Source organism: Lachnoanaerobaculum sp. ICM7 (assembly GCF_000287675.1).
Lineage (GTDB): Bacteria > Bacillota > Clostridia > Lachnospirales > Lachnospiraceae > Lachnoanaerobaculum.
In genome coordinates this window covers 134,719-157,931 of record NZ_ALJL01000016.1, presented here as the reverse complement: position 1 = coordinate 157,931, position 23,213 = coordinate 134,719, and the positions used below count along the sequence as shown (strand labels likewise).

Annotated in this window: 24 protein-coding genes and 1 pseudogene; 19 read left to right on the top strand and 6 right to left on the bottom strand. The window is 34.0% G+C overall.

From position 1 onward, the window contains the following. Positions 1–6 precede the first annotated feature (6 nt). The 8 genes from HMPREF1140_RS03450 (at position 7) to HMPREF1140_RS03420 (ending at position 5,965) form a co-directional block, all read left to right on the top strand. Positions 7–543, top strand: coding sequence for an alpha/beta hydrolase (locus HMPREF1140_RS03450; RefSeq protein WP_330370047.1), 537 nt, complete (start codon positions 7–9; stop codon positions 541–543). Positions 544–627: 84 nt separating this feature from the next. Further along, entirely contained in the window at positions 628–1,017 is a 390-nt protein-coding gene (locus HMPREF1140_RS13190) for a recombinase zinc beta ribbon domain-containing protein (protein ID WP_255347562.1), read from the top strand. 3 nt (positions 1,018–1,020) lie between these two features. Further along, positions 1,021–1,203 carry a hypothetical protein gene (locus HMPREF1140_RS13060; protein ID WP_051000436.1) on the top strand — a complete coding sequence of 61 codons (183 nt, stop codon included), beginning with the start codon at positions 1,021–1,023 and terminating at the stop codon, positions 1,201–1,203. Positions 1,204–1,360: 157 nt separating this feature from the next. Beyond that, on the top strand, positions 1,361–1,585 hold the full coding sequence (locus HMPREF1140_RS03440; RefSeq protein WP_035619808.1) for a hypothetical protein: 225 nt from the start codon (positions 1,361–1,363) through the stop codon (positions 1,583–1,585). A 5-nt stretch (positions 1,586–1,590) separates the two neighbouring features. Next, positions 1,591–3,504: a hypothetical protein gene (locus HMPREF1140_RS03435; protein WP_009662492.1), complete on the top strand. Its 1,914-nt coding sequence runs from the start codon at positions 1,591–1,593 to the stop codon at positions 3,502–3,504. Next, a complete protein-coding gene (locus HMPREF1140_RS03430) occupies positions 3,491–4,375 on the top strand; it encodes a hypothetical protein (RefSeq protein WP_009662566.1) in 885 nt (294 codons plus the stop codon). Before HMPREF1140_RS03435 ends, HMPREF1140_RS03430 begins: the two co-directional genes overlap by 14 nt. Beyond that, positions 4,376–5,443, top strand: a complete 1,068-nt coding sequence (locus HMPREF1140_RS03425; protein ID WP_009662716.1) for a DUF6339 family protein — start codon at positions 4,376–4,378, stop codon at positions 5,441–5,443. It begins immediately after the preceding gene. A gap of 18 nt (positions 5,444–5,461) precedes the next feature. Continuing rightward, complete coding sequence (locus HMPREF1140_RS03420; protein ID WP_009662462.1) at positions 5,462–5,965, top strand: hypothetical protein; 504 nt, start codon at positions 5,462–5,464, stop codon at positions 5,963–5,965. A gap of 522 nt (positions 5,966–6,487) precedes the next feature. Here the strand turns inward: HMPREF1140_RS03420 and HMPREF1140_RS03415 are convergent. After that, a complete protein-coding gene (locus HMPREF1140_RS03415; protein WP_009662618.1) occupies positions 6,488–8,113 on the bottom strand; it encodes a DUF262 domain-containing protein in 1,626 nt (541 codons plus the stop codon). Between the two features lie 359 nt (positions 8,114–8,472). On the opposite strand from HMPREF1140_RS03415, the gene HMPREF1140_RS03410 reads away from it, so the two are divergent. The 4 genes from HMPREF1140_RS03410 (at position 8,473) to HMPREF1140_RS03395 (ending at position 11,118) form a co-directional block, all read left to right on the top strand. After that, on the top strand, positions 8,473–9,009 hold the full coding sequence (locus HMPREF1140_RS03410) for a DUF3841 domain-containing protein (RefSeq protein ID WP_009662576.1): 537 nt from the start codon (positions 8,473–8,475) through the stop codon (positions 9,007–9,009). 32 nt (positions 9,010–9,041) lie between these two features. Continuing rightward, positions 9,042–9,728 (top strand): alpha/beta hydrolase, encoded by a 687-nt coding sequence (locus tag HMPREF1140_RS03405; RefSeq protein ID WP_009662667.1) that lies wholly within the window; start codon positions 9,042–9,044, stop codon positions 9,726–9,728. Between the two features lie 209 nt (positions 9,729–9,937). Beyond that, positions 9,938–10,255: a thioredoxin family protein gene (locus tag HMPREF1140_RS03400; RefSeq protein ID WP_035619806.1), complete on the top strand. Its 318-nt coding sequence runs from the start codon at positions 9,938–9,940 to the stop codon at positions 10,253–10,255. Positions 10,256–10,344: 89 nt separating this feature from the next. Next, positions 10,345–11,118 carry a Fic family protein gene (locus HMPREF1140_RS03395; protein WP_009662464.1) on the top strand — a complete coding sequence of 258 codons (774 nt, stop codon included), beginning with the start codon at positions 10,345–10,347 and terminating at the stop codon, positions 11,116–11,118. A gap of 183 nt (positions 11,119–11,301) precedes the next feature. On the opposite strand, the gene HMPREF1140_RS03390 is transcribed toward HMPREF1140_RS03395, so the two are convergent. From HMPREF1140_RS03390 to HMPREF1140_RS03380, 3 genes and pseudogenes are all read right to left on the bottom strand, one after another. After that, on the bottom strand, positions 11,302–12,087 hold the full coding sequence (locus HMPREF1140_RS03390; RefSeq protein ID WP_009662569.1) for an acyl-CoA dehydratase activase: 786 nt from the start codon (positions 12,085–12,087) through the stop codon (positions 11,302–11,304). A gap of 20 nt (positions 12,088–12,107) precedes the next feature. Next, a pseudogene (locus HMPREF1140_RS03385) lies at positions 12,108–13,192 on the bottom strand (double-cubane-cluster-containing anaerobic reductase). Positions 13,193–13,461: 269 nt separating this feature from the next. Further along, a complete protein-coding gene (locus HMPREF1140_RS03380; RefSeq protein WP_009662527.1) occupies positions 13,462–14,265 on the bottom strand; it encodes a hypothetical protein in 804 nt (267 codons plus the stop codon). A gap of 125 nt (positions 14,266–14,390) precedes the next feature. Here HMPREF1140_RS03380 and HMPREF1140_RS03375 point away from each other — a divergent pair, with 125 nt between their 5' ends. Together HMPREF1140_RS03375 and HMPREF1140_RS03370 are read left to right on the top strand one after the other, a co-directional pair. Then, positions 14,391–15,182: a 4Fe-4S binding protein gene (locus HMPREF1140_RS03375; RefSeq protein ID WP_051000437.1), complete on the top strand. Its 792-nt coding sequence runs from the start codon at positions 14,391–14,393 to the stop codon at positions 15,180–15,182. An 18-nt stretch (positions 15,183–15,200) separates the two neighbouring features. Continuing rightward, positions 15,201–15,899, top strand: coding sequence for a hypothetical protein (locus tag HMPREF1140_RS03370; RefSeq protein ID WP_009662695.1), 699 nt, complete (start codon positions 15,201–15,203; stop codon positions 15,897–15,899). 67 nt (positions 15,900–15,966) lie between these two features. Here HMPREF1140_RS03370 and HMPREF1140_RS03365 read toward each other — a convergent pair whose 3' ends face one another. Further along, positions 15,967–17,451 carry an aldehyde dehydrogenase family protein gene (locus tag HMPREF1140_RS03365; protein ID WP_009662506.1) on the bottom strand — a complete coding sequence of 495 codons (1,485 nt, stop codon included), beginning with the start codon at positions 17,449–17,451 and terminating at the stop codon, positions 15,967–15,969. Between the two features lie 382 nt (positions 17,452–17,833). Here HMPREF1140_RS03365 and HMPREF1140_RS03360 point away from each other — a divergent pair, with 382 nt between their 5' ends. Further along, complete coding sequence (locus tag HMPREF1140_RS03360) at positions 17,834–18,928, top strand: M14 family zinc carboxypeptidase (RefSeq protein ID WP_009662544.1); 1,095 nt, start codon at positions 17,834–17,836, stop codon at positions 18,926–18,928. Between the two features lie 47 nt (positions 18,929–18,975). Here HMPREF1140_RS03360 and HMPREF1140_RS03355 read toward each other — a convergent pair whose 3' ends face one another. After that, entirely contained in the window at positions 18,976–19,737 is a 762-nt protein-coding gene (locus HMPREF1140_RS03355) for a CPBP family intramembrane glutamic endopeptidase (protein WP_009662407.1), read from the bottom strand. 167 nt (positions 19,738–19,904) lie between these two features. Between HMPREF1140_RS03355 and HMPREF1140_RS03350 the strand changes: the two genes are divergently transcribed. The 4 genes from HMPREF1140_RS03350 (at position 19,905) to prfH (ending at position 23,212) form a co-directional block, all read left to right on the top strand. Next, complete coding sequence (locus tag HMPREF1140_RS03350; RefSeq protein ID WP_009662633.1) at positions 19,905–20,462, top strand: putative ABC transporter permease; 558 nt, start codon at positions 19,905–19,907, stop codon at positions 20,460–20,462. Positions 20,463–20,479: 17 nt separating this feature from the next. Then, positions 20,480–21,262 (top strand): YhfC family intramembrane metalloprotease, encoded by a 783-nt coding sequence (locus tag HMPREF1140_RS03345; RefSeq protein ID WP_009662529.1) that lies wholly within the window; start codon positions 20,480–20,482, stop codon positions 21,260–21,262. Between the two features lie 253 nt (positions 21,263–21,515). Then, a complete protein-coding gene (locus tag HMPREF1140_RS03340; RefSeq protein ID WP_009662507.1) occupies positions 21,516–22,616 on the top strand; it encodes an RtcB family protein in 1,101 nt (366 codons plus the stop codon). Beyond that, positions 22,613–23,212, top strand: coding sequence for a peptide chain release factor H (gene prfH / locus HMPREF1140_RS03335; protein WP_009662400.1), 600 nt, complete (start codon positions 22,613–22,615; stop codon positions 23,210–23,212). Before HMPREF1140_RS03340 ends, prfH begins: the two co-directional genes overlap by 4 nt. Position 23,213: the final 1 nt, after the last annotated feature.

The window sequence follows — 23,213 nt, the reverse complement described above, 5'->3', positions numbered from 1 at the left end:
AATTAAATTTGGATAAAAGAAATACTTGTTGTTGGAAATATTGATTGGAACCATGATATGTCACCATGGTATATGCCTTCAATCTATTCTAAAGAAAAATCTTTTAGCGGCGGTGCAGATGAGTATCTGAGATTGCTTATAGATGAGATTTTGCCAAAGGCAAAGGAGATGATAGAGGGAGAACCGGGATTTACAGGAATAGCAGGATATTCACTTGCAGGTCTTTTTGCCGTTTATGCTATGTATAAAACTGATGCATTTGACAGAGTGGCAAGTATGTCGGGCTCACTTTGGTTTTATGACTTTATGGAATATTGTAAAAGGAATAATTGTAGAAAGTTACCGGATAAAATCTATTTTTCTCTGGGGGATAAAGAGGCAAATACACGCAATCCTATATTAAAAACTGTAGATGATAATACTAGAGAGCTTTCAGAATATTTTAAGAAACTTGGGAGTGAGGTAATATTTGAATTAAACAATGGTAATCATTTCACAGATACAGTTCCTCGCAGTGCAAAGGGAATAAAGGCAATTTTATAGTTTTTATTAAAAGAACAAAGAAATTATTCAAGAGTTGTATTAAATTATACTAATATTATTGCATATTAGTATGTACGCTCAAGTATTTGTACCTGCATGAAATGTGGGAATATTTACATACGAATAGCTTGGAATAACCAAGGAAAGAAATCAATTGTATGGAGATGCCACACAAGGGAGAAAAGGGGAGCATCATATTGTTCTGCACCGACAGTGCAGGAGGAAGAACTTAAACATGCAGTTATCGATGCCATGAATGCTGTTTTGGAAAACTTCCAAGATATGATAGATATCCTGGAAGAGAATATTCTGGAAGTTATCAGACAAGATAATTCTGTTGAAATAGAGAAAATTAATAATACTATTGCAGAAAAACAGAAGAAACTCTTGGATTTGGCATATGGAAAAAAGACTATTCTAAATGCTCTGATGAAAGGGGAGATCTTAGACAGCACAAGCAGTTACTTTTGGTAGAGCATGCTCAGAGAAGGCACTAGACAACGAATCAATGAACTTGCAGCCTATGTTAAAATGAATGATACTCAGATAATAGAGTATGATGATAAGCTAGTTAGAAAATATATCGAGCAGATACAGATCTATTATGATAAGCTTATGGTCTATTTTAAAGCAAAGATTGAAACCAATGTTTTAAGGTAAAATTTAAAGAATCAGTAGCGTCCAGAGGAAAGTCCGGGCGTTTTAATTTGCAAATAATTATAATATATAAAAAATAATATTGAAATAAATACGATATATTGACATATAGAGTAAAAATATGTAAAATAAAATAAAAATATAAGATCAGGAGAAAAATATGGCTGAATCAAAACATGATAAATTTATTAGAGTTGCTGAGTCTAGAACAAATAAAATCATCGATATGATTCGACTTTTAAGTAACTGCTCTAATACAGCAACATACGAATACACAGATGAAGACGTAAAAAAGATTTTCTCTGCATTAGAATCAGAATTAAAAGCTTGCAAAAGTAAGTATCAAGATATTAGCAATAAGGAAAATAAATTTACTTTGAGGTGATTTAGATGACTATAGAGTGGAAATTTCCGCATAATGGGTTTGGACAAGTGCGTGGAGTGTCAGATGCAGGTATTGAAACATTTACAGGAACAGAGATTCAGTCATTGGCAAGAGAAATTTGTCAGAACTCATTAGATGCAACGGTGGAAGGCAGTAATGCAACCATTAAAGTTGATTTTGAACAGTATAGAATTCCTTCTTCTGATATTCCTGGATATGAGCAGTATGTTTCTAAAATTCAGAAAGCTTATAATTATTGGTCGAAAAAGAATAGCGAAAAGACTATTAAGGTACTGAAAAAGGCATTAAATGCAATTAAGATGCCTACTACAGTTGTTTTGCGAATTAGCGATTTTAACACAACTGGACTTAGTCATCCATATGAGGATAGTGACGAAGGCTGGAATGCATTGACAAAACTTGATGGTGGTGCGACAAAAACTGGTGATAAAGCTGGAGCCTTTGGGATAGGAAAGAATGCACCATTTACAAATTCGGATTATAGACTGGTCTTTTATAGAACTCTGAATGAAGATCAAGAGACTGCTGCACAGGGAATGTCACGATTTATATCTTTTCCGGAGAATTTAAGCAATAGTATGAATACAATGACAACCGGAATTGGTTACTATGGAAATCCGGAAGGTAACTTACCTGTTGATTCTATCAGTGAGTTGGAAAAACTATATCAGAGATCTGAGATTGGTACAGATGTTTTTGTGTATGGATTTAATGCGGGATATGAATGGAATATCGATGTAATTAACGAGGTTCTGGAAAACTTCTTAATGTCTATTCACAAAAATTTATTAAGTGTAACGGTTGCCAATAAAGCAATCAATAGTTCTACGCTTGCAAGTTATCTCAGCACATATAATGCAAAAATAAAAAACGCATATTGGTACTACCAAGTGCTTGTTCGACCTGAAACAAAAGTATTCAAAAGAGACTTTTATGGGATGGGGACTCTAAAACTTAGCGTTTTAGTCGATCCTTCGGAGAAGTTGAATAGAAAAATTCTGATTACGAGATCTTCGGGAATGAAATTATTTGCATTAGGTAATGTGTCGAGAATTATTTCATTTTCCGGTGTGCTTGAAATGGAAGGTAAAGAGCTTAATGAGTTCTTTAGAGAAATGGAAACTCCGGCACATGATAAATGGTTGCCAAGCAGACACTCAACTAACGTGCCCCTAGCAAAAGAATATAACAATGAGTTAAAAGATTGGATAAGAGAATGTGTTCAAACGTTGGGTGAGCATTCTAGTGATGATGAAATTGAAGTCGCAGGTTTGGCAGGTGTTCTTCAGAAGGAATCAGATAAGACTGATCAGCAAGGAGATGACAGCAATAAGGAAAGTCTCCAGGATACAATTGGATCCATTACAATTCAATCTCGAACATCAAAAACGAAGCTAAAAGGGTTGTTTTACGGAAGTGAAGGGAATGGAAAGTCGAAGAAGATGGATACAGAAGGAACCATTGGAATTGATGGTGGTGATCCAACAACACGTAATTTAGGCGGTACTAGGCATCGAAGCGAAAAGGATACTCATAAAGGCAGAGTTACTGCAGGTGGACATGATACCGTACATAAAAGGTATGGTGGAGATATAAATCAGGAACTTAAAAATGTCAGAGTTATTAAGACATCGAGAAACACCTATAGAGTTTCCTTTATTTTGCCACGCGATATTCGTACAGGACATGTTGAGATTGTTACAGTCGGTGAAAATGGTAAATCGAATCGACTTGCAATCGATTCTGCATCTGAGTTGATGGGATGCACAGGAATAATAAAGAGTTCTGAAGGTGTAAGTTTTTCCAGTATGAAGGGAAATGAAAAAGTCCAGTTTGAAATTGCTTTGTTGGATAACCGGGATTATGCGATGGAGGTAAATGTATATGAACATAACTAAAAGATTATATACATATCCGGTTCTAAGTGAAGAAAGAGATGATTACATGGATTCTGTCTTTGATGCAGATGTGCAGTATAAAATGAATGGTGTTAATAATCTGTTGTTTGATTTCGATATAGAAATGGATAACAAAGAACTTCATAAAATGATTCTGGAAGGTAATGCTGAATATGTGATTCATATTGAATGTGCAAACACATCATATAGAACTACGATTCATGATATTTCCAATCATGTAAGCAAAGAAATTCCGATTGGAAGAATCAACGGAAGAATAGAAATTATAGTTTTAATAGTGATAAAAAAATATGTTAATCATTTTGTGAATTCTAATTGGAACGATGATTACCAGGGGCTGTCATTTGAACTGTCGAAAGGAAGTATTCTTGCGTATAAAAATATACCAGCAATTGAGATTGTAAAGAATTACGAGGAATTTAACAGCACAAGTTCTATTTTTAAGGTGTATAAGAGATTAACAACTGAACCAAAGCCAATGGAAGTGGAACTTTCGACTCCGCAAATTGGTATCGGCTTAGGATTGGAAGAATATGAGATTTATTCTCGTTTCTGTGCTAAAGAAGAATTCCAACCGATATTGAACTCTATGATGGTATTCCCTGCATTGGTATACGTTTTTGAAGAGTTAAAACAAGAGAATGGAATTGACAACTACGCAGGTAGAAATTGGTATATTTCTTTATCAAAGGCTTATGAGAAACGTGGAGTAGACTTGGAAAATGAACTGTTATATTCTGATAAGACTTCTGTGCAGTTAGCACAAGAAGCAATGGAATTACCGTTGAATGCTGCATTGAGAAAATTCGCAGATCTGTTCGAAGCTGGTGAGGAAGAGGAGGATGCTTAAATGAAATTATATTTTATGAAAAAAGAAGCATTGGACATCCTTAAATCCAATCTTGATATTGTTTACAACATGTATTTCACGGAAAAGGATAATAAATGGCTTTGGAAAGTCTGTGGAGGAGATCCGTTTATCGAATTTAAGGAGATACAAGATTTCCAGTTGGCTCCAATTGATTCTGACTTGTCAAAAGGTGAAGTTGAGTTTGCAAACTGCAAGATTATTTATCAGCACTTGTCATTTTTGACAGAGTCGCAGGCTTGTGACGAAAGGTTGTGGGCGGGACTATGTCATTCGGTTTATTATGGTTACCTTAGAAAAAGATGGGATTATAATGCAAAATCACCTAAAACGCAGAAAGAGGCTGTATCAAATATAAAATCGAGATTCTTCTTTTCAGGTGGTACAAGAGCCGGATTATTTAGAAATTCAGTAGCCAAGTGTTGGTGGGTTGGAAGAAATACTTATGATCCAAGTAATGTAACAAATCCATTTGAAAAACTGGATATTATAGGCAGCAACGATATTAGTAGTAAGATTTCAGACATTTTTTACAGTAATAATTTTTCTGCGAATCCGATTATTTTGAATGGCATTGTTAAGGCGTTCAAGAACTTTAAAGAGGAAAATACACAGCTTTCACTCAAGGAGCATATAAGACCATCATTGCAATTTTTGAACGCAGTAGGTGGCGGAGTAGTTCTCGATTGTCTCGATGAGGACGAGATTGCAGACATGCTCATTGATAATATTTATGGCATCTTACAAGGTGATGAGCAAGGTGTAGAGATCGAGGATGAACCAGAAGAGTACGAAGATATGGATCTTGATGGCAATGAAGTGCCAGAAGATGAAAGTACGGAAGACAGCGCTGAAGATGAGTATATAGTTATTGGTCAAAAAGTGAATGTTCGTATTAAGGAAACTGATGAACCAAAAAAGATACTGGTAAATTATCTTCAGAACTCCACAAAGATTCCTCAATTGGCAAAAAGTCTTTTAGGTTGCCGAATTGGCGATGAGGTTTCCTTCCAGGGAAAGACTTATGTTATCGAAGCGATTCAAAAGTAAAGGGGGTAAGAATACAAAATGTCTAAAATACTAACTGAGCAACAAGTAAAAGATGCTCTGCAAATTGATTCATTTAGAAATTTATCAAAAGAAAAAATCATTGAGTTTGCTTCTTTAATACCTAATATGGATAAAGATGTTGCAATAAGTATCATCAATCAGTTTCCGGCATATGCCGAGTCTAGCAGAAAATTGTTGGAACAGTTTAAGAATGTGTGTGATAAGGCTCTGGAAAATAATAAAGATAGTCAGAAGGATGCAATCATGGCATACAAAAAAATCCTTGATGACTTGGGCGAAGTTTTAAAGAAAGAGGAAGTTACGCCTTTGGAAAGAAGTCGTATAATTGAGCAAATGCTTGAGGTAGCAGATAGAATATCTGCAAAAGATACTGAAAATAAACAGTTTATATATAATCTTGTCAAATACGGAACTCAGTTAACTGCAGGTGCACTTTTATTGGGAGCAGTAATACTAGGAGTAAATGTAAAGGGTATTAATCTGCCTAAACTTAAAAAATAAGAAAATAAAAACTACCTAATGTTTAAACTTTTTAATGATAGCTTAGACCAATCTTAAAAGGGTTCATGAATATGTCCTTAAATACTAAGGCAAAATCTGAAATTTATAGGGAGTTGTATTTTCATTTGGAGGGGGATTGATGACAAGAAAGTAATAAGAAAAAGTGTAGAAAAGTCTTGAGAGTAAATGGCTTAGATAAAAAATACAGAAGTTTGTAAAATTGGTTTACTCTATTATTTTAGAGCGATTGATAATGGTATTGACTACTGGAAATCGGTGGTTGTGGAGGTAGAACTACTTTTTTACTTGACAAAATAATAGTACTATTATTTTGGGGGCATTCTTAGGATATGTGGCAATAGAATTTTGTCAACAATTAAAAAAGTATTTTAATAAGGAGCCTATAAGAGAGTGATATCGAAAGAGCAATTTGAAGACGATCAACTTGAAATAGATCTTTATAGCATATTAGAAATCAATGAAAAACCTATACCCTAATAATAGTTAGGGTATAGGAAAAATTTATATAAAATCAGACACTTCTTTTATAAAAGATTTTATTCTACTAATAATATTTTTTTCTCTCAGCTTTACTTCATTGTAGTCCCATTTATCAAGCTTTGATAAATCTTTGATATCCGCAAACTTTGACTCTTTGTAGGCTTTCTTTTTCTTTTTAAAAAATTCATTACTTGCACTTATATTTAGTTTTTTCTCAAACGGTGCAAGGTTGCCTAAAGTTTCCATTACTTCTTTTGCTTTCTGTTCATCCCAGTCATTATTATCAGACCACTTTCTTGGTAAGATATGCTCTATTTCTATATTAGAATTTAAAATTAAGTCATAAAAATCTTCAACACTCTGTGATTCATTTAAAAATCCACTTAGTAAGATAATTCCTCTTTTACATCTACCCAAATCTGCACTTTCAAGTTTATTATAGAATATTTTTAAATCATTACACATATTTTCCATATACTCAGATAGGTAATTATCACAATGTTCTATTTTTGCACATACCTTAAATGTTGTATCTTTTACAGTATTAACAGAATTATATACAACACCCTTTATAAAATAATATGCTGTCGTTAACATTACCAGCTTCTTATATTCTTCATAATGTTCTTCAGGTAAGAATAACTCACCGTCTTTTTTCCATATTAGATATTTATGCAAGAATACATATAAAGGATATCTCCAATATTGATTAGGGTAACTTTCCAAAATATTCCATAATGAATCATTATAGATACCTGTTTTTGTATCTATTATTGCATTTATTTTTTTTAGAGAAGCCATTACATTGCCTGTATTCTGTAGTCTACCTGTTTTAGACGAAAAATAAGACCTTAGTCCCTTTTCCCTAGAAATATCATTTTCTTGAGCCCTACAGATGTACATTAAAATACGAAACAGGTCTTCTTGATCATCTAAGTCATTCCATTCGTCAATAAACTCCCCACGTTTAGAACTATCAATTCCGGCATAAAGCTTTGACTTAAATATATCTGCATCGCTTAATGATAGACCTCTGTTATTTATAGTCTCAAAAATATTTAAAGCATCATCTTCAGTTTCACATAATATCGGTAATAATACTACATTATCTAAAAATGTCAAAATAAGTTTATTTAATTCATCAGAAGTTTTTCCTTGTTTCCAATCTGAAATTTTATTCTTGAACATATCATAATTTATATAAAGTCTTGAATTTTTATCATCGCAATGGCCTTGTAAGATAATTTGTTCAAGATTTTTCTTATCATTTTCAATAACATCTGAATTTAATCTTATATTATTTGTGAGCTCTGAACTTAGCTTGTCTTTTGTCTTTAAACATTCCTCCAATGCCTTTACTGTACCAGCATTATCAAAAAGTGCTCTGATAAGTAAAAGAAGTGTTGTCAGTCTTTGCTGCCCATCTATAACTGAAAACTTCTCATTTTCATCAATTGGATGTACTACAATATTTCCTAAAAAATATTTATCTTTCTTATCGTTTTCATTATGAAAATCAATTAGATCATCCCAAAGAGTCTCGCATTGTTCCTGTTCCCATGAATATTCTCTTTGGAACATTGGAATCTGATATTCCCTAGAAAATATTGTTCTGATATCTTCAGGCTTTGCTGTTATAGTTTTCATTACCGTTTCTCCTTATATTTCATACAATAAAGCACTTATTATTTGAGTTCAGATTATAAACATTAATATTTTGAATTGCATGTAAAAATTTCTAAATTAAGGTTCAAATCACAAAACAGCATTAGATAAAGTGCCTATATGAACTGTATAAATATGATTCTATGTATTTATGATATAAAAGTCAATATTAAATAACATACTATAATACTGTTCATTTGGATGAAGCATGAAATTTTAAGATAGAGATTTAATTATATGTGAGAAAATGCTATTATTATGTACAGTGAAGTTAAAGTATAAATTTATAAGACGGATAATGTATAATTGGTAATATTATTAATTGATTTTATGGAGTTAAAATGCTTTTATGGGCTATTCAACATAAGGCTGCTTATGATATTTTACTTGAGACAGGTAGACTTATAGCAAATGAAAAATATTTATCGTTTGATGGTGGATTACGTTATTATTATGAATGGATTGCCGAACAGATGAAAAAACGTATCGGAATGCCGCCAAATGATGTAATATACCCTGTATGGGCTTGGTATCAATGGGAAGGTGTAAGAAAACGTCCTGATATGAGGATTCATAGATATGGAGGTAAGAAGGGAACACCTGTAGTTTTGCTAACTATAGATATACCTGACAATATGGTTTTACTGTCAGACTTTGATATGTGGCATGTTATATTAAATGACGGATATTTACCGTTATATGAAAAAGATGATATTGAAGATCCAAGTGAAGATGAAATATTGAAAAGCTGGGAAAATGTTTTTTGTATAGATGAAGTAACCGACTGTTGGTATGTACCGAAATCTACTCAAGCAACATTTTGGGAGTTAAAAAAGGAATGGGTTTTGAAGGCGGAGCATTTTGTTTTAGCAGGATAAATATAATTTAAGGCCTGTGGTAGGAGGTATAGGTGATAACAAATAATAATAAAGAAAAATTCAATATAAAAGATAAAGAATTCACCCTATACAAGTCCCCTGATACAAATGCTCCTTTGATTGTTTTTAATACTTTTGAAGGTGATGGCGAAGATGTATATCAGGCATTGCATAACATGGGCTGTACTTCTTTTAATTTACTTGTTGTTGGAAATATTGATTGGAATCATGATATGTCACCATGGTATATGCCTTCAATCTATTCTAAAGAAAAATCTTTTAGCGGCGGTGCAGATGAGTATCTGAGATTGCTTATAGATGAGATTTTGCCAAAGGCAAAGGAGATGATAGATGGAGAACCGGGATTTACAGGAATAACAGGATATTCACTTGCAGGTCTTTTTGCTGTTTATGCTATGTATAAAACTGATGTATTTGACAGAGTGGCAAGTGTGTCGGGCTCACTTTGGTTTTATGACTTTATGGAATATTGTAAAAGTAATGATTATAAGAGGTTGCCTGATAAAATTTATTTTTCTCTGGGGGATAAAGAGGCAAATACACGCAATCCTGTATTAAAAACTGTAGAGTATAATACAAGAGAGCTTTCAGAATATTTTAAGAACCTTGGGTGTGAGGTAATATTTGAATTAAATCCGGGTAATCATTTCACAGATACAGTTATTCGCAGTGCAAGGGGAATAAAGGCAATTTTATAGTTTAAAAAAAATAAAGGGATTTTAATTATTCAAAAATGAAAGAGAAAAAGTGGGATTCGGAAGTCTAAACAAAACATATGGATTTTCTAAACGAATGTAACTGATAATGTTTGAGTAGGCGATAGGAAGTTTAATCGGTCATGGGAAAAGTCCGGTATAATACAGTATGTTCTCTGACTGATATGATTAATAAGAAAGGAATTTGAGCTATGAATGATCTTAGAGAAGATATTAATGATTTAATAAAGAAAATACCGGTGCTTATCCTCCAGTTTGGTTCGGATACATGTGGCCCCTGCCATGCCATTCGGTATAAGCTGGAACAGTGGATGAGTGAGCATAAAGAGGTAGAAGCCCGATATGTAGATATAGAAAAAAACATGGAAATCAGTTCACAGATGGGCATTTTCTCCGCACCGACTGTGCTGGTATATATGGACGGTCAACTTGTTGCACGAGAGAGCGGTTATTTCAGTCTGGATGCACTGCTTGGAGATATTGAGCGTTATCTCGAATTGAGGAAATAAGGATGCAGAAGTTGAAGGCGGAGCATTTTGTTTTAGCAGGATAAATTTAGAAATATTATTGATATTTTGAGAATAAAAGGAAACACAAAATGGGAGAATATAAACCACCGTTTCATATGACGGACAGAATTACAAATCTTGTAGCTGCAATTAGTGAGCAGGTTGGAAGAATTACAGTACTTTCACATGGAAAGCTGAATCCACATTTAAGAAAAGAAAATAGAATAAGAACAATTCATTCTTCACTTGCTATAGAGCAAAATTCACTTTCTTTAGAACAGGTTACTGCTATACTTGACGGAAAGAGAATTCTGGGAAATCCTAATGAAATACGTGAAGTTAAGAATGCTTATGAAACATATGAGTTAATGCTTTCACTGGATCCTAATTCAGTAAAAGATTTACTCAAAGCACATCGGGTTATGATGGAAGGGTTGATTCCTGAGAATGGAACATTTAGAAGTGGTGGAGTAGGAATTTTTGATGGTGATGTTGTTGTACATATGGCTCCACCTGCTAAATTTGTACCTATGCAAATTCAAGAACTGTTTGACTGGTATAAAAATTCAGAAATGCACCCACTGATTAAAAGTGCTGTTTTTCATTATGAATTTGAGTTTATTCATCCTTTTGCGGATGGAAATGGGCGTATTGGAAGGATGTGGCACAGTTTATTACTTGGTAAATGGAATGAACTGTTTTATTGGCTGCCAATTGAAGAGTTGATACGAAGCAGACAACAAGATTATTATGATTCACTTGGAAAGTCGGACAAAGAAGCTGACAGTTATGCTTTTGTAGAATTAATACTTGAGATTATACTTACAACTCTTGAAGAGACAGTTGTGGTTGGAGAAGTATAAGATGCCTTGAAAATGAAGACTATTCAAGAATTCCCTTTATGATGATAGGCTTTGGTGATTTGTTTTACTTTAGGGATTTTGGTGACGCATCCACTCATCAGTGGCTATTGTTTGAATGGTAAATTAAAATAACTTTCACATATACAAGTTTAGCCTTGTGAAATGTGAAAGTCATTTATATTTTTAATTAAAATTTATAGGGGCACTGTTTTTAGGTCTTAAAGAGATTGCGGCTCCTATGGCACCGGCATATCTTCCGAGATGATGTGTATGGATTTTTTTGCCAAGTTTTTGTGACATCAATTCTATAAAATACGTAGTGTAGCTAAGTCCGCCTGTAAGCATGATTTCACCCAGGAGACCATGCTTTTGAGCGAGATTTATAACCTTATTGGCTACTGAATCTATTACTCCGGCAGCTATATTTTCTCTTTTTTCACCGGATCCTATATAGCTTATTACCTCTGATTCTGCAAAGACTGTACACATGGAGCTTATAGAAAGTGAATCACCCATGGATGCGAGGGCATAAAGCTCTTCAAAGTCGGTGCCAAGTCTGTTTGCCATAACTTCGATAAATTTACCTGTACCTGCCGCACATTTATCATTCATTAGAAAGTCTCTTACCATACCGTTTTCAAGGCTGATTATCTTTGTATCTTGACCACCTATATCTATTACGGTTCCGTCAACTCCAAACAGTGCATAGGCACCTTTTGCATGGCAGGTTATTTCTGTTATAACTTTATCGGCATAATCCACACAGATTCTTCCATATCCTGTTGCGGCACAGCTCATATTTTCAGAAAGTCCGTCATCTTGTAGCCTTTGTAATATGCTTTTTGCAGTTTCCTTGCTGTTCCAACCTGTAGGTATACAAAAAGATTTGACAAGTTTTTCATCATCAAGTACTACCACTTTTGAAGCGGTGGATCCTATATCTATACCTACATAATATTGTTTATCCATTTGTTAAGTTTGTCCTCTCGTTATACAGCTACAGTTTCAAGGAAGGCTTCAAGCCTTGTGTTAATCTGTCCGACATCAGCCTTTGAATAATCTGTTTCTATCTTCAGATAAGGTACACCCTTGGCAACTACAGCCTTTTTAACATTATATGATTCTATGGAGAAGGTATGCAGGCCTGAAGTATTATTTCAACGACTCCATCCACCTGATATTCATCTATCATATCTGTTATAAAGCCAAGTCTGCTGTCATTTGGGCTCATTACGGAGCAATTGATATTGAGATATTTTTTTGCAAGTGCTCTCGCTACAGGTAGAGTAGTATCTACTTTTTCTATTTTTTCTCTGTTTGTACTGCAGTTATCAAATGCAACTACATCGGCACCAAGCTCCTCCAAAACTTTAATAGTTTTATCTCGTACGCCGCCGTTTGGACATCCGGTTATCAATATTCTCGGTTTTCTTGCGATTTTACCCTTATAATTTGTCTCCCAATCGGCCTTTACTTCATCAATTCTTTTCCTTATCTGCTTACAACGCTCTTCCATACTTGGTATAAAACTAAGTGTATCAAGTTTTGTGCCGATTTCATATCCTGAGATAGGAGATGGATTGAGCTTTCCAAGTTCAAGATATTCAAGTACCAGATCTCTTTCGGAATTTTTTAATAATATTGCTTTTTTAACATCTTCTTCGGTAATTGTTACACCATAAAAGTCTTCAAGCTTTTTCCAAAATTTATGTATTTCCGCCTCCCACATATTAAGGGCAATTTCATCTCTTGAAGACGGAAGTTGCATAACATAGGTTTCCTTCAAATCATTCATAAGCTCAAACATTTTCTTTTTTCCGTCACAGGTGGTTTCACCTACTATAAAGTCGGAAAAATAAAAATATGGGCAGGTATCGGTAAGAGCAAAACCATAACTTGCCTTTATCAATGGACAAAGATTTGAGGGCAGATGTGCTTCTGCAGCACTTATAGGTTCTTCACTGGTTGCGCAAAGCGATACGGGTATGGCTCCCGCAGCTATAATCAGCTCTGTGGGAACAAATGAGCAATAAGTTCCGACAATTTTTCCACCATTGTCTTTGTGTTCCTTCATTTTTATAAAGCCGGCTTTTCTTGCATCTGTAAAAGACTCGAAGTTATCCGGAAGTCGTAACATAATGAAATCCTCCTAATTTATAAAATATCACTATTTCAATAAAATATATAGGTAAATTATATAAAAAATAGGCTAAATCCTCAATATATCTAGTGATTTGATTTTTCAATATGTGAATGGCATTATTCGATTTAATGAATAAATACGAATATATTTAGAGCAAATATAAAAAAGCCGGCAAAATCCGGCTTAAATCAAGTTTATTATTACTTATGGCTTATTATTTCTTTTACCCAGTCAGAAAGATTTTCTTCCTGCTCTTTTGTATCGGTTGTTATAACAAACTCCTGTCCACGGGAGGCGGTTTTTAATATTGATGAATCACCTTTGATAACGGGATGAGTATGACCTTGCCAAGAAATAGCAATACCTTTCTCTGCAAAGAATGAAGGCAATTGCCACACACTCCTGCGTGGCTGATCTTTTTGCGTAAGTACCAGTGCATCATCATAATGAAAGGTAGAGCATTTCTTTGAAATATATATACGATTGTTGGTATAGAAAGGTGCTATACTATGTGGGTGCCAATTGTACTTGCTTGCAATTTCTTTGTCATCTTTTATAACTTCACCAATTTCCATATACCCGTAGATTATATGGCGGATAGGAGCACCCTTTATGTAGGATAACTTTCCATTTTTAATCTCAGTTTGTCTAAACATTCCATAAAAAAGAAAAATATCACCGACATCAACGCATGATTTATCAAGATGTGTTGCCGCTACTCCCCATTGTCCAAATGCCGGAACCCAGTCAACAGGTCTATCATTAATATCTTCATATATATCAGGATCCAGATGACAGGTAGGATAACTTTCAAAATCAAAATCCGGATGAAGCTGAGTTATAATATCTCTATAGTTTTGTCCTTTATACTGTATGTCTTCGTATTTTTTCTTGCTTTTTCGATCGGGTATAGGGAGTGATAGTAAAGTACCGTCAGGAAGTATTGGACTTGCCACTCTTCCGGATTCGCTATCCATTCCCTTTCTACTCAATATTACTTTCATGTCGTCCCTCCTTGTGATATAATTTTAACATATACTATAAATAAAAACAAAGCATTTATAAACTTTAGAAATATATATAATGAATCGAGGACAATAATTTGAAGAAGTACTTACTGCCTATACTGATGTTTTCTATATTTGAAACAATTGCTGTCGTGCTTTGGTTGGCATTGGATAATTTATTTTATTTTTTTAATTTCAGTTATATAGGAATATCAATATCATTTGGTATTTTTTTGTTTATAAAAGAATATAAGTATGCAAGAAGAGTGGTACAATTGCTTGTAGGGCTTTATATACTTATATATTTAGGAATCATAAAGAATGAAAATATGCAAATAGAAGGTTTTTGGTACTATCTTTTTACAGGAGTTTTTGAGGCTGCAACTATTCACTATGTGGTGGCAAAGATATTTGGGCCGATCATATTTGGAAGAGGATGGTGTGGATATGCATGTTGGACGGCAATGATACTGGATTTTTTACCATATAAGATTCATAAGCATGAAAGAAAAAATATTGAATGGATAAGATATATAGTGTTTTTACTTTCATTAGGTTTTGTTGCAACACTCTTTATTGCAAAGGTAAAGCATCTTGATAGAATTATGTTCGTATCATTTATAATAGGTAATTTAGTCTATTATATAGTAGGTATAGCACTTGCCTATATATTTGAAGATAACAGAGCATTTTGCAAATATATCTGCCCGATAACAGTTTTTTTAAAGCCTATGAGTTATTTCTCTTTGGTCAGAATAAAATGTGATACAGATAAATGCATTTCCTGTAATAAATGTAAAAAGGTATGTCCTATGGATGTTGATATGACGGACAATTCAAGAAAAAGAAAAAATGGCACGGAGTGTATTCTATGTATGGAATGTGTCAGGAGTTGTCCTAAGGATGCATTGTAAGTACAAATGAGGTATGATATGAAAAACGGTATAAGATTTCACAGCATATATTATAGATGGATATTGTTTATATTTATCTTTGCCACTATGGTGATTTATTTCATAGGTGAAGGCAAAGATATGTATTTTGAAGGGCATTTATTTAATTCAAAAAAACTTTGTACAATACTGAACATTGTATGGCTTGTAATGTTTGTTGTTTTTTCATTTGTGGTGACAAAATGTGTTATCTCAAAGGACGGTATTTATTTAAAAAAGATAGATTTGACGGTTCCATGGGAGGATATATCAAATATTACATATACATGGATAAACGAATTTAGCTTATATCAACATGAATGCTCATTTTATAATGTAAAAACCATGGTAATTTATAGATATGATTATAAGCCCATATGTATTACGAATATTTCAGTACTGTCTTTATTTGCCGTTAAGTGCTTTTCACCACGTACCAAAGTGGATATAGTATTTCCGGTACTTACTACATTATTTAATGTGGTCTTGAATGTAGGTGTATTGTATATAGGATATACTACAAAAATACTTACTATCAGGGTAAAACCTGAGTTGTTTCTTACTTTTTTAGCATTATACTGTATAAAGTCTATTATATTTCCTATCGTGATGTTAAAAATAACAAACATGAAATATGGAAATTACCTAAGGCATGAAAACTTGAGTAAGGGTAGAAACCCAAATGTAATACATATATAAAAATACAAAAACTCTCAAACCGGTTTTGCCGGAATGAGAGTTTTTCTTTACAATACTTTTCTTTATATTACTTCTTTGGATAGAATCCGCTTGGATTCTCGTCAAGCTTGATAAGCATATTCTTCATCTGTGTATAGTGATCAAGGATTACCTTATGTGTTTCTCTACCGATACCTGATGTCTTATACCCTCCAAACGGAGCTCCTGCAGGGATTGCATTATAGGTATTTACCCAAACTCTACCTGTTTCAATACTTCTTGAAACACGGAATGCACGGTTAAGATCCTTGGTCCAAACACCGCCGCCAAGACCGTATACACTTTCATTGGCATATTTGATTACTTCATCTTCAGTCTTAAACTTTATGATAACTGCTACAGGTCCGAAGATTTCTTCCTGTGCAGCATAAGAATCATTGGTTACATTTGTTATAAGTGTAGGCTTGTAGAATGATCCGTTTGCAAGCTCACCTTCTGTATAGCGTGAACCACCACATGCAACAGTAGCACCGTCGGCTACGGCTCTGTCTACACATGCCTGAATCTTTGCTACCTGACCTTCATTTATCTGTGAACCCATCTGAGTATTAATATCAAGAGGATTTCCTACAACAATCTTGTTAAACTGATCTACAGCTCTCTTTACAAACTCATCATAGATACCTTCCTGTACAAAAACTCTTGAACCTGCACAGCAAACCTGGCCCTGATTAAAGAGGATACCAAGCTGAACACCGTCAATGGCAAGGTCAAGATCACAGTCGTCAAAGAATATATTTGCTGATTTTCCACCAAGCTCAAGTGTTGCCGGTATAAGTTTTTCAGCTGCAGCCTTTGCTACTGAATAGCCTATCTCGGTAGAACCTGTGAAGGCAAGCTTTCTAAATCCGTTGTGATCGAGGATATACTGTCCGGACTTGCTTCCTGCGCCTGAGATAACATTAAATACACCCTTAGGAATAATATCCTTTACAAGTTTTGCAAGCTCAAGTATTGAAAGAGGAGTAGAAGAGCTGCTCTTTAATACTGTACAGCATCCTGATGCAAGTACAGGTGCAAGCTTCCATGCCGCCATAAGGAACGGGAAGTTCCATGGAACTATCTGTCCAACTACACCGATAGGCTCTCTGAATACAAGAGAGAGTGTCTTTGAATCCAGGAAGTTTGAAGTATCTTCCTCTGTACGAATAGCGGAAGCAAAATATCTGAAATGATCTGCCGCAAATGGTATATCTACATTTAATGTCTCACGAAGAGGCTTACCGTTGTCAAGACTCTCGATATAAGCGAGGTCCTCTTTATTTGCATCTATAACATCAGCGATTTTTAAAAGAATTTCAGCTCTTTTTATTTTATCAAGATTCTTCCAAGAATCAAAAGCTGCCCAAGCAGCGTTTACAGCATCATCTACATCTTCTTTAGTAGCCTCGGCTACACTTGCGATTTTTTCTTTGGTAGCAGGAGAGTATGTATCAAAAAACTTACCGTCTTTTGAATCTCTAAACTCACCATTTATAAAAAGTCCATATTTTTCGTCCGGTTTCTTTGCCATAATTAAATTACTCCTTTCGAGTTGTTAATCTATAGTAAAATACTATAGATTGATTCTAGCATAAAAGAAAATAAATTGCTATATTTTTCTAAAAAGTAGATAATTTAACAATAAGATTACAGATTTCAACTGCCTATGGTTACAATTATTACATCTAAAACGATTATAATACTGATTTATTCGTCTTGTTTTTATTTAGAAACATAGTGGATTGATAAATTTTATTTACAAGACATTGTAAAAAATAATTATAATATGGTACTTATGAATGGATATTCTTCAAAAGTACGACAAATTTTCTATATCTGTTTAATGTTTTGTAACTAGTAATTTTTTTCAAAGTATCGTATAGTTGTGAAAGAGTTTTTCAACGGAGGAAGATATGCAAAAGAAATATGTTTTAGGAGTAATGACACTGTCAGCATGTATTATACTGACACAGGTAATACCTGCCTTTGCAGGAATAATAGGACACAGTTCGGCAAGTTATAAGGCCGCGCAGACAGAAAGTGTAGTACAAACTACAGATTTTACATTTTTAAGCACAGATATGTATACATATCAAAAGATGGAAAGTGATATAAATCTATTTAAGCAAAAGTACGAAGGTGTTAAATCAGATTCAATAGGAACTACACCTGACGGAAGAAATATATACAGAATAGTAATAGGAAACAAAGATGCTTCAAAAAAGATTCTTGTAATAGGAGCAATTCATGCCAGAGAATATATTACAGCTTCAGTAGTAATGCGTCAGGTAAAGGAAATGCTTGATAAGAGAGCGGAGGGAGATAAGAGTCTGGACTCAGTATGTATACAATATATTCCTATATTAAATCCTGATGGAGTAGCAATATCACAAAGCGGTATGGCAGGACTTAATAAAGAAGAGTCAAAGAAGAAATTACAGGAGATAATTGACAGCTGGTCAGAATGGGGACTTAAAGAAAATCAGGATAAGTATAACTGGTTTTTAAATAAATGGAAGAATAATTTAAACGGTGTTGATATCAACCATAATTTCCCTACTCAAGGATGGAATCAAAGAGCAGACAGTAGGAAAAAACCTTCAAATGAATATTATAAGGGAGCAAGTGCAGGTTCTGAAAGTGAAACACAAGATCTTATAAAACTTGTAAATAATGAGAATTTTTCGGCTGTTCTTAACTATCATACTCAGGGACAGATAATTTTTTGGTCAAATCAACATGCTTCAGCAGAAGTTTTGACAATGGATAAGGCTATGGCTGATATAGTGGCTGCTCATACAGGCTATAGGCTTGTCTCACCTGAAGCAGACGGATCAAAGTACGGTACAGGCTTTAAAGACTGGCTTGATTGGGAGAAGGGTATTCCAAGTGTTACGGTTGAGGTTGGAATCGGAACTTCACCGGTACCTGAAACACAGATAGAAACAATTTGGCAGCAAAATGCAGGAGTTTTACCTGATATTGTAAATTATATTATAGGAAAGTAAATAAAAAAGCCTTTAGGTACACAAAAACACCTAAAGGCTTTCGTTTGTTAATAATTCCAGTTTATAAGCAAATATATCAGTGATGAACCGAACATATCAGTAAGTGCATGCATAAGGAAGAAAGGCAACAAATTCTTTATTACTTTCTTGTACATGAAATAATAGAATAGTCCGTATACCACACCTATTACCAATGACCAAAGAAGGCCTTGATAAGTGTGGAATGATACTCTGACCAAAGTTGAAAATGCAAGTACATACCATTTATGTTCATCTTTTACAGAGGTCAAAAGACCGAGAAAGAAAAATTCCTCATAAAATCCGTTTAAGAAAGCATATCCGATTGCAAGCGGTGAAAGTGCCAGGAATTTATTTAATGCTTCCATCGGATTTATGTCTTGAAGCAATGAAGGATCAAAATAGTTGTAGTCGCCGCTCACTGTAGTAACAAGGTCGCCGAAGAGACCAATGATTGAAAATAGTACCGGAACCCAAATAATTACAGACCAATGTAATCTTATTTTCAATTGCTTAAAATCAAAATTTCTGATAAGTAAGTACAGTAACGCAATAATTAAAAGAATAGACTGTAATGTAAAATTTCCGGTATAGGCCGCACCGTCTGAGGCAATATCCATAGATTCCGCTGAATCTTGTATAGCCTGTGGATCAGACTGAAGTAATCCTATAAATATTTGTGTCGATGTTATGATAAATATACCGAACATAATACAGGTAACAATAAGGATATCAAACCATCTCAAATACTTAAGCTTTTCTTTCGGTCTGATTTTTTCTAAAAAATTCATTTTTATATCTCTCTTTCTTCTATATAATATATTTCTAAAGCAAGAATATTTGCTTGAACATTTGGTACCTAGAATAATATAAACTATATATATGAAAAATCAATGTATAAAATAAATGAAATTTTTGAAATTTTAGGATACAATATAAAAAAGGAGGATGATAATACATGAAATTAAAAAGACTTAGAGATATCTTTCTTATGTTTATGGCATGTGCATTCCTTGGATGGATTTATGAAGTACTGGTTGGACTTTTGGAAACGCATGTCGGATATGTAAATCGTGGATTTTTATTCGGTCCGTATTTGCCGATTTATGGTTTTGGGGGAATAATATTAATAACACTTTTGATGCCGATAAGAAATAAGAAAATACATTTAGGAAGAATAAGTATATCTTTTGTTTTGGTATTTTTGTCAACTATGCTTATAACTACAATACTTGAACTTATCGGTAGCTATTTTATGGAGCTTATAATGGGTGACTGGTTGTGGGACTACAGTAATTATTTCTGTAATTTTGAAGGAAGGATTGCTCTATGGAGCAGTGTGAAATTCGGACTTGGAGGACTGATAATAATATACCTGATAGAACCGGCAATCAGATTTTGTATTGAAAAATCAAATCAAAAAAATGTAAATATATTTACTGTAATACTTGGTATTATGTTTATTGTAGATTTGGGACTCAGACCTTTTTTGGGAAGCAACTTTATAGGGAAATAATTTTTAGGAGGTAGACAATGGATAGAGTTCCTTTTTTAAGTATGGTATTTATGGTTATATCCTGTATAGCCGGATTTGCAATTCCAATTATACTCTTTATTTATTTCAGAAAGAAGAAGCGTGCGGATATATCTCCGTTTTTTATAGGCGGTATTGTATTTGTTGTATTTGTAATGTTTCTTGAAAGCTCGGTTCACAGAGCTGTTTTTGCTTTACCGTTTGGCGAGACTATAAAAAATAATGTAATACTTTACGCACTGTACGGTGGACTGATGGCTGCAATATTTGAAGAAACGGGAAGATTGATTGCATTCAAATTTATTCTCGGGAAGAATAAAGATAAAAATATAAATGCATGTATGTATGGAGCCGGGCATGGAGGTTTTGAGGCCGCATCTGTTTTGGGATTGACTATGATAGGCAGTCTGGCTCTTTCGGTTTCAATAAACAGTGGACTTATATCAACTATTTTGGACAATGTAGGAGGAAATGATCTTACACAGCTTAAAGACACTGTAAACACATTGACCATGTCACCTCCATATGTATTTTTACTTGGTATAGTTGAGAGAATATTTGCAGTGATATTACAGATATCACTTTCGGTTCTTGTATGGTCAAGTGTTAAGGGGAAAAGATATTTATTTATTGCTGCACTTTTGATTCATTTTTTGGCAGATACTTTGATAGTTATATTAAACGGATTTCATGTACCTTTGATATTTGTAGAGCTTATCTTTGGTGTGGTTTCAATAATAGTTGCGTTATTTTCACGAAAGATATATGTAGAAGAAAGTTAAGATGTGTTTTTAAAAATGCTATGATATAATTATAAAGTTAAAATAAATAATAGCGATCGAAAGGAGAATGACTATGAGGAATACAATGAATAATACAATAAGTGGAACTATAAACTACAGAGGCATAGTTGTTCGCTGTCTATTATTCTAAAACTTTTTTATTAGAGAATGAACGATAAAGCCTTTGAAACAGAAGAAAACAGAGGTTTTTATTTTGATACAATTAAATGGAAAATACGCACAGGCGTATATTATGTGTGATGAAACTATGGAAAAGTCCATGGTGGAAGAAGTGGCAAAGTCTCAGGTGAAAATGATTTGTGATAATGAAGTATCACAGGGAGCAAAGATTAGGGTAATGCCTGATGTTCACCCGGGAAAGGTAGGTCCTATAGGTCTTACAATGACTGTGGGTAAAAAGATTTTACCCTCTTTAGTGGGAATAGATATCGGTTGCGGTATGCTTGCGGTAAAACTTGGTAAAATAAGGAATGATTTTATGAAGCTGGATACCGTAATCAGAGATAATGTTCCGGTAGGATTTGCTTTAAGAAAAGATGTACATGCATATGCAGACAGAATTGAGTTAAATAATCTTAAATGCTTTTCACATATAAGATCTGAAAAAGCGTTGCTCAGTCTTGGTACTTTAGGTGGTGGAAATCATTTTATTGAGCTGGATGTAGCAAAGAACGGAGAAGTTTACCTTATAGTACATACGGGAAGCAGACATCTTGGAAAAGAAGTGGCTGAGTACTATATGAAAGCCGGACAGGATGAGCTGAAAGGAAAAGGTATAAATGATATTCCTTTTGAAATGACCTACCTTAGCGGTAATTTGATGGAAGATTATCTGCATGATCTAAAAATAGTTGAAGAGTATGCAATATTAAACAGAAAAATAATTGCTGCTGAGATTATAAAAAAGATGAAGTGGAAGGCAATAGAAGAAATTTCATGTTCTCACAATTATGTGGATTTTTCAGGAAATCAGTCTATATTAAGAAAAGGTGCCATTTCAGCGAAGTTGGATGAGAGGGTAATAATTCCTATAAATATGAAGGAAGGTGTTTTACTTGGAAGGGGACTTGGAAACGAAGAATGGAATAATTCGGCACCGCATGGGAGCGGAAGAGTACTTTCAAGAGGAGAAGTAAATTCTTCGCATACGGTTTCCGAGTTCAAAAAAGAGATGAAGGGTATCTATACAAGCTGCATATGTAAGGATACTTTGGACGAAGCACCTTTTGCATATAGAGGAATTGACTATATAAAAGAAGTCATAAAAGATACCGTAGAGGTGGAAAATGTTCTTACTCCTATATTTAACTATAAGGGAGGGGACAGAAAATGATTTTACAAATAAGTGCAGGTATGGGTCCGGTGGAATGTCAGAGGGCTGTATTTGGTATATGTAAAGCTTTAATGAGGGAATTTCAGTCTTTAGAGATTTTAAGTTATGTAGAGGGGGAGAGAAAAGAAACTTTTTACTCAGTGATGCTCTCATCTGATGAAAATTTATCATATCTTGAAGGTACTATGCTTTGGATCTGTAAAAGTCAGTACAGAACAGAGCATAAAAGAAAGAACTGGTTTGTAGACGTGAGTATTATTCCGGAAACGGTAAATGTAGATGATAACTTCTCTGAAGCGGATATTATAGTGGAGAAATTTCATGCAAGTGGACCGGGAGGTCAAAATGTAAACAAGGTGGAAACCGGAGTGAGAGTTATACATATACCTACAGGAATAAGGATAAGTTCAACAAGGGAAAGAAGTCAGCTTATGAATAAGAAGGATGCCCTTAGAAAACTCGCCATTGTTTTAAAAAATAAAAATACTTCACAAATTGAACAAAGTAAGAATAATGCATGGAGCAAGCATACGGATATAGTTAGAGGAAACCCGATAAGAGTATATGAGGGTGAAAGATTTAGGCTAAAAAAATAAA

Excerpts from the sequence above, each read along its gene's own strand:
- HMPREF1140_RS13060 (WP_051000436.1), top strand. The coding sequence starts at position 1,021 with ATGCTCAGAGAAGGCACTAGACAACGAATCAATGAACTTGCAGCCTAT.
- HMPREF1140_RS03440 (WP_035619808.1), top strand. The coding sequence starts at position 1,361 with ATGGCTGAATCAAAACATGATAAATTTATTAGAGTTGCTGAGTCTAGA.
- HMPREF1140_RS03435 (WP_009662492.1), top strand. The coding sequence starts at position 1,591 with ATGACTATAGAGTGGAAATTTCCGCATAATGGGTTTGGACAAGTGCGT.
- HMPREF1140_RS03430 (WP_009662566.1), top strand. The coding sequence starts at position 3,491 with ATGAACATAACTAAAAGATTATATACATATCCGGTTCTAAGTGAAGAA.
- HMPREF1140_RS03425 (WP_009662716.1), top strand. The coding sequence starts at position 4,376 with ATGAAATTATATTTTATGAAAAAAGAAGCATTGGACATCCTTAAATCC.
- HMPREF1140_RS03420 (WP_009662462.1), top strand. The coding sequence starts at position 5,462 with ATGTCTAAAATACTAACTGAGCAACAAGTAAAAGATGCTCTGCAAATT.
- HMPREF1140_RS03415 (WP_009662618.1), bottom strand. The coding sequence starts at position 8,113 with ATGAAAACTATAACAGCAAAGCCTGAAGATATCAGAACAATATTTTCT.
- HMPREF1140_RS03410 (WP_009662576.1), top strand. The coding sequence starts at position 8,473 with ATGCTTTTATGGGCTATTCAACATAAGGCTGCTTATGATATTTTACTT.
- HMPREF1140_RS03400 (WP_035619806.1), top strand. The coding sequence starts at position 9,938 with ATGAATGATCTTAGAGAAGATATTAATGATTTAATAAAGAAAATACCG.
- HMPREF1140_RS03395 (WP_009662464.1), top strand. The coding sequence starts at position 10,345 with ATGGGAGAATATAAACCACCGTTTCATATGACGGACAGAATTACAAAT.
- HMPREF1140_RS03390 (WP_009662569.1), bottom strand. The coding sequence starts at position 12,087 with ATGGATAAACAATATTATGTAGGTATAGATATAGGATCCACCGCTTCA.
- HMPREF1140_RS03380 (WP_009662527.1), bottom strand. The coding sequence starts at position 14,265 with ATGAAAGTAATATTGAGTAGAAAGGGAATGGATAGCGAATCCGGAAGA.
- HMPREF1140_RS03375 (WP_051000437.1), top strand. The coding sequence starts at position 14,391 with ATGTTTTCTATATTTGAAACAATTGCTGTCGTGCTTTGGTTGGCATTG.
- HMPREF1140_RS03370 (WP_009662695.1), top strand. The coding sequence starts at position 15,201 with ATGAAAAACGGTATAAGATTTCACAGCATATATTATAGATGGATATTG.
- HMPREF1140_RS03365 (WP_009662506.1), bottom strand. The coding sequence starts at position 17,451 with ATGGCAAAGAAACCGGACGAAAAATATGGACTTTTTATAAATGGTGAG.
- HMPREF1140_RS03360 (WP_009662544.1), top strand. The coding sequence starts at position 17,834 with ATGCAAAAGAAATATGTTTTAGGAGTAATGACACTGTCAGCATGTATT.
- HMPREF1140_RS03355 (WP_009662407.1), bottom strand. The coding sequence starts at position 19,737 with ATGAATTTTTTAGAAAAAATCAGACCGAAAGAAAAGCTTAAGTATTTG.
- HMPREF1140_RS03350 (WP_009662633.1), top strand. The coding sequence starts at position 19,905 with ATGAAATTAAAAAGACTTAGAGATATCTTTCTTATGTTTATGGCATGT.
- HMPREF1140_RS03345 (WP_009662529.1), top strand. The coding sequence starts at position 20,480 with ATGGATAGAGTTCCTTTTTTAAGTATGGTATTTATGGTTATATCCTGT.
- HMPREF1140_RS03340 (WP_009662507.1), top strand. The coding sequence starts at position 21,516 with ATGTGTGATGAAACTATGGAAAAGTCCATGGTGGAAGAAGTGGCAAAG.
- prfH (WP_009662400.1), top strand. The coding sequence starts at position 22,613 with ATGATTTTACAAATAAGTGCAGGTATGGGTCCGGTGGAATGTCAGAGG.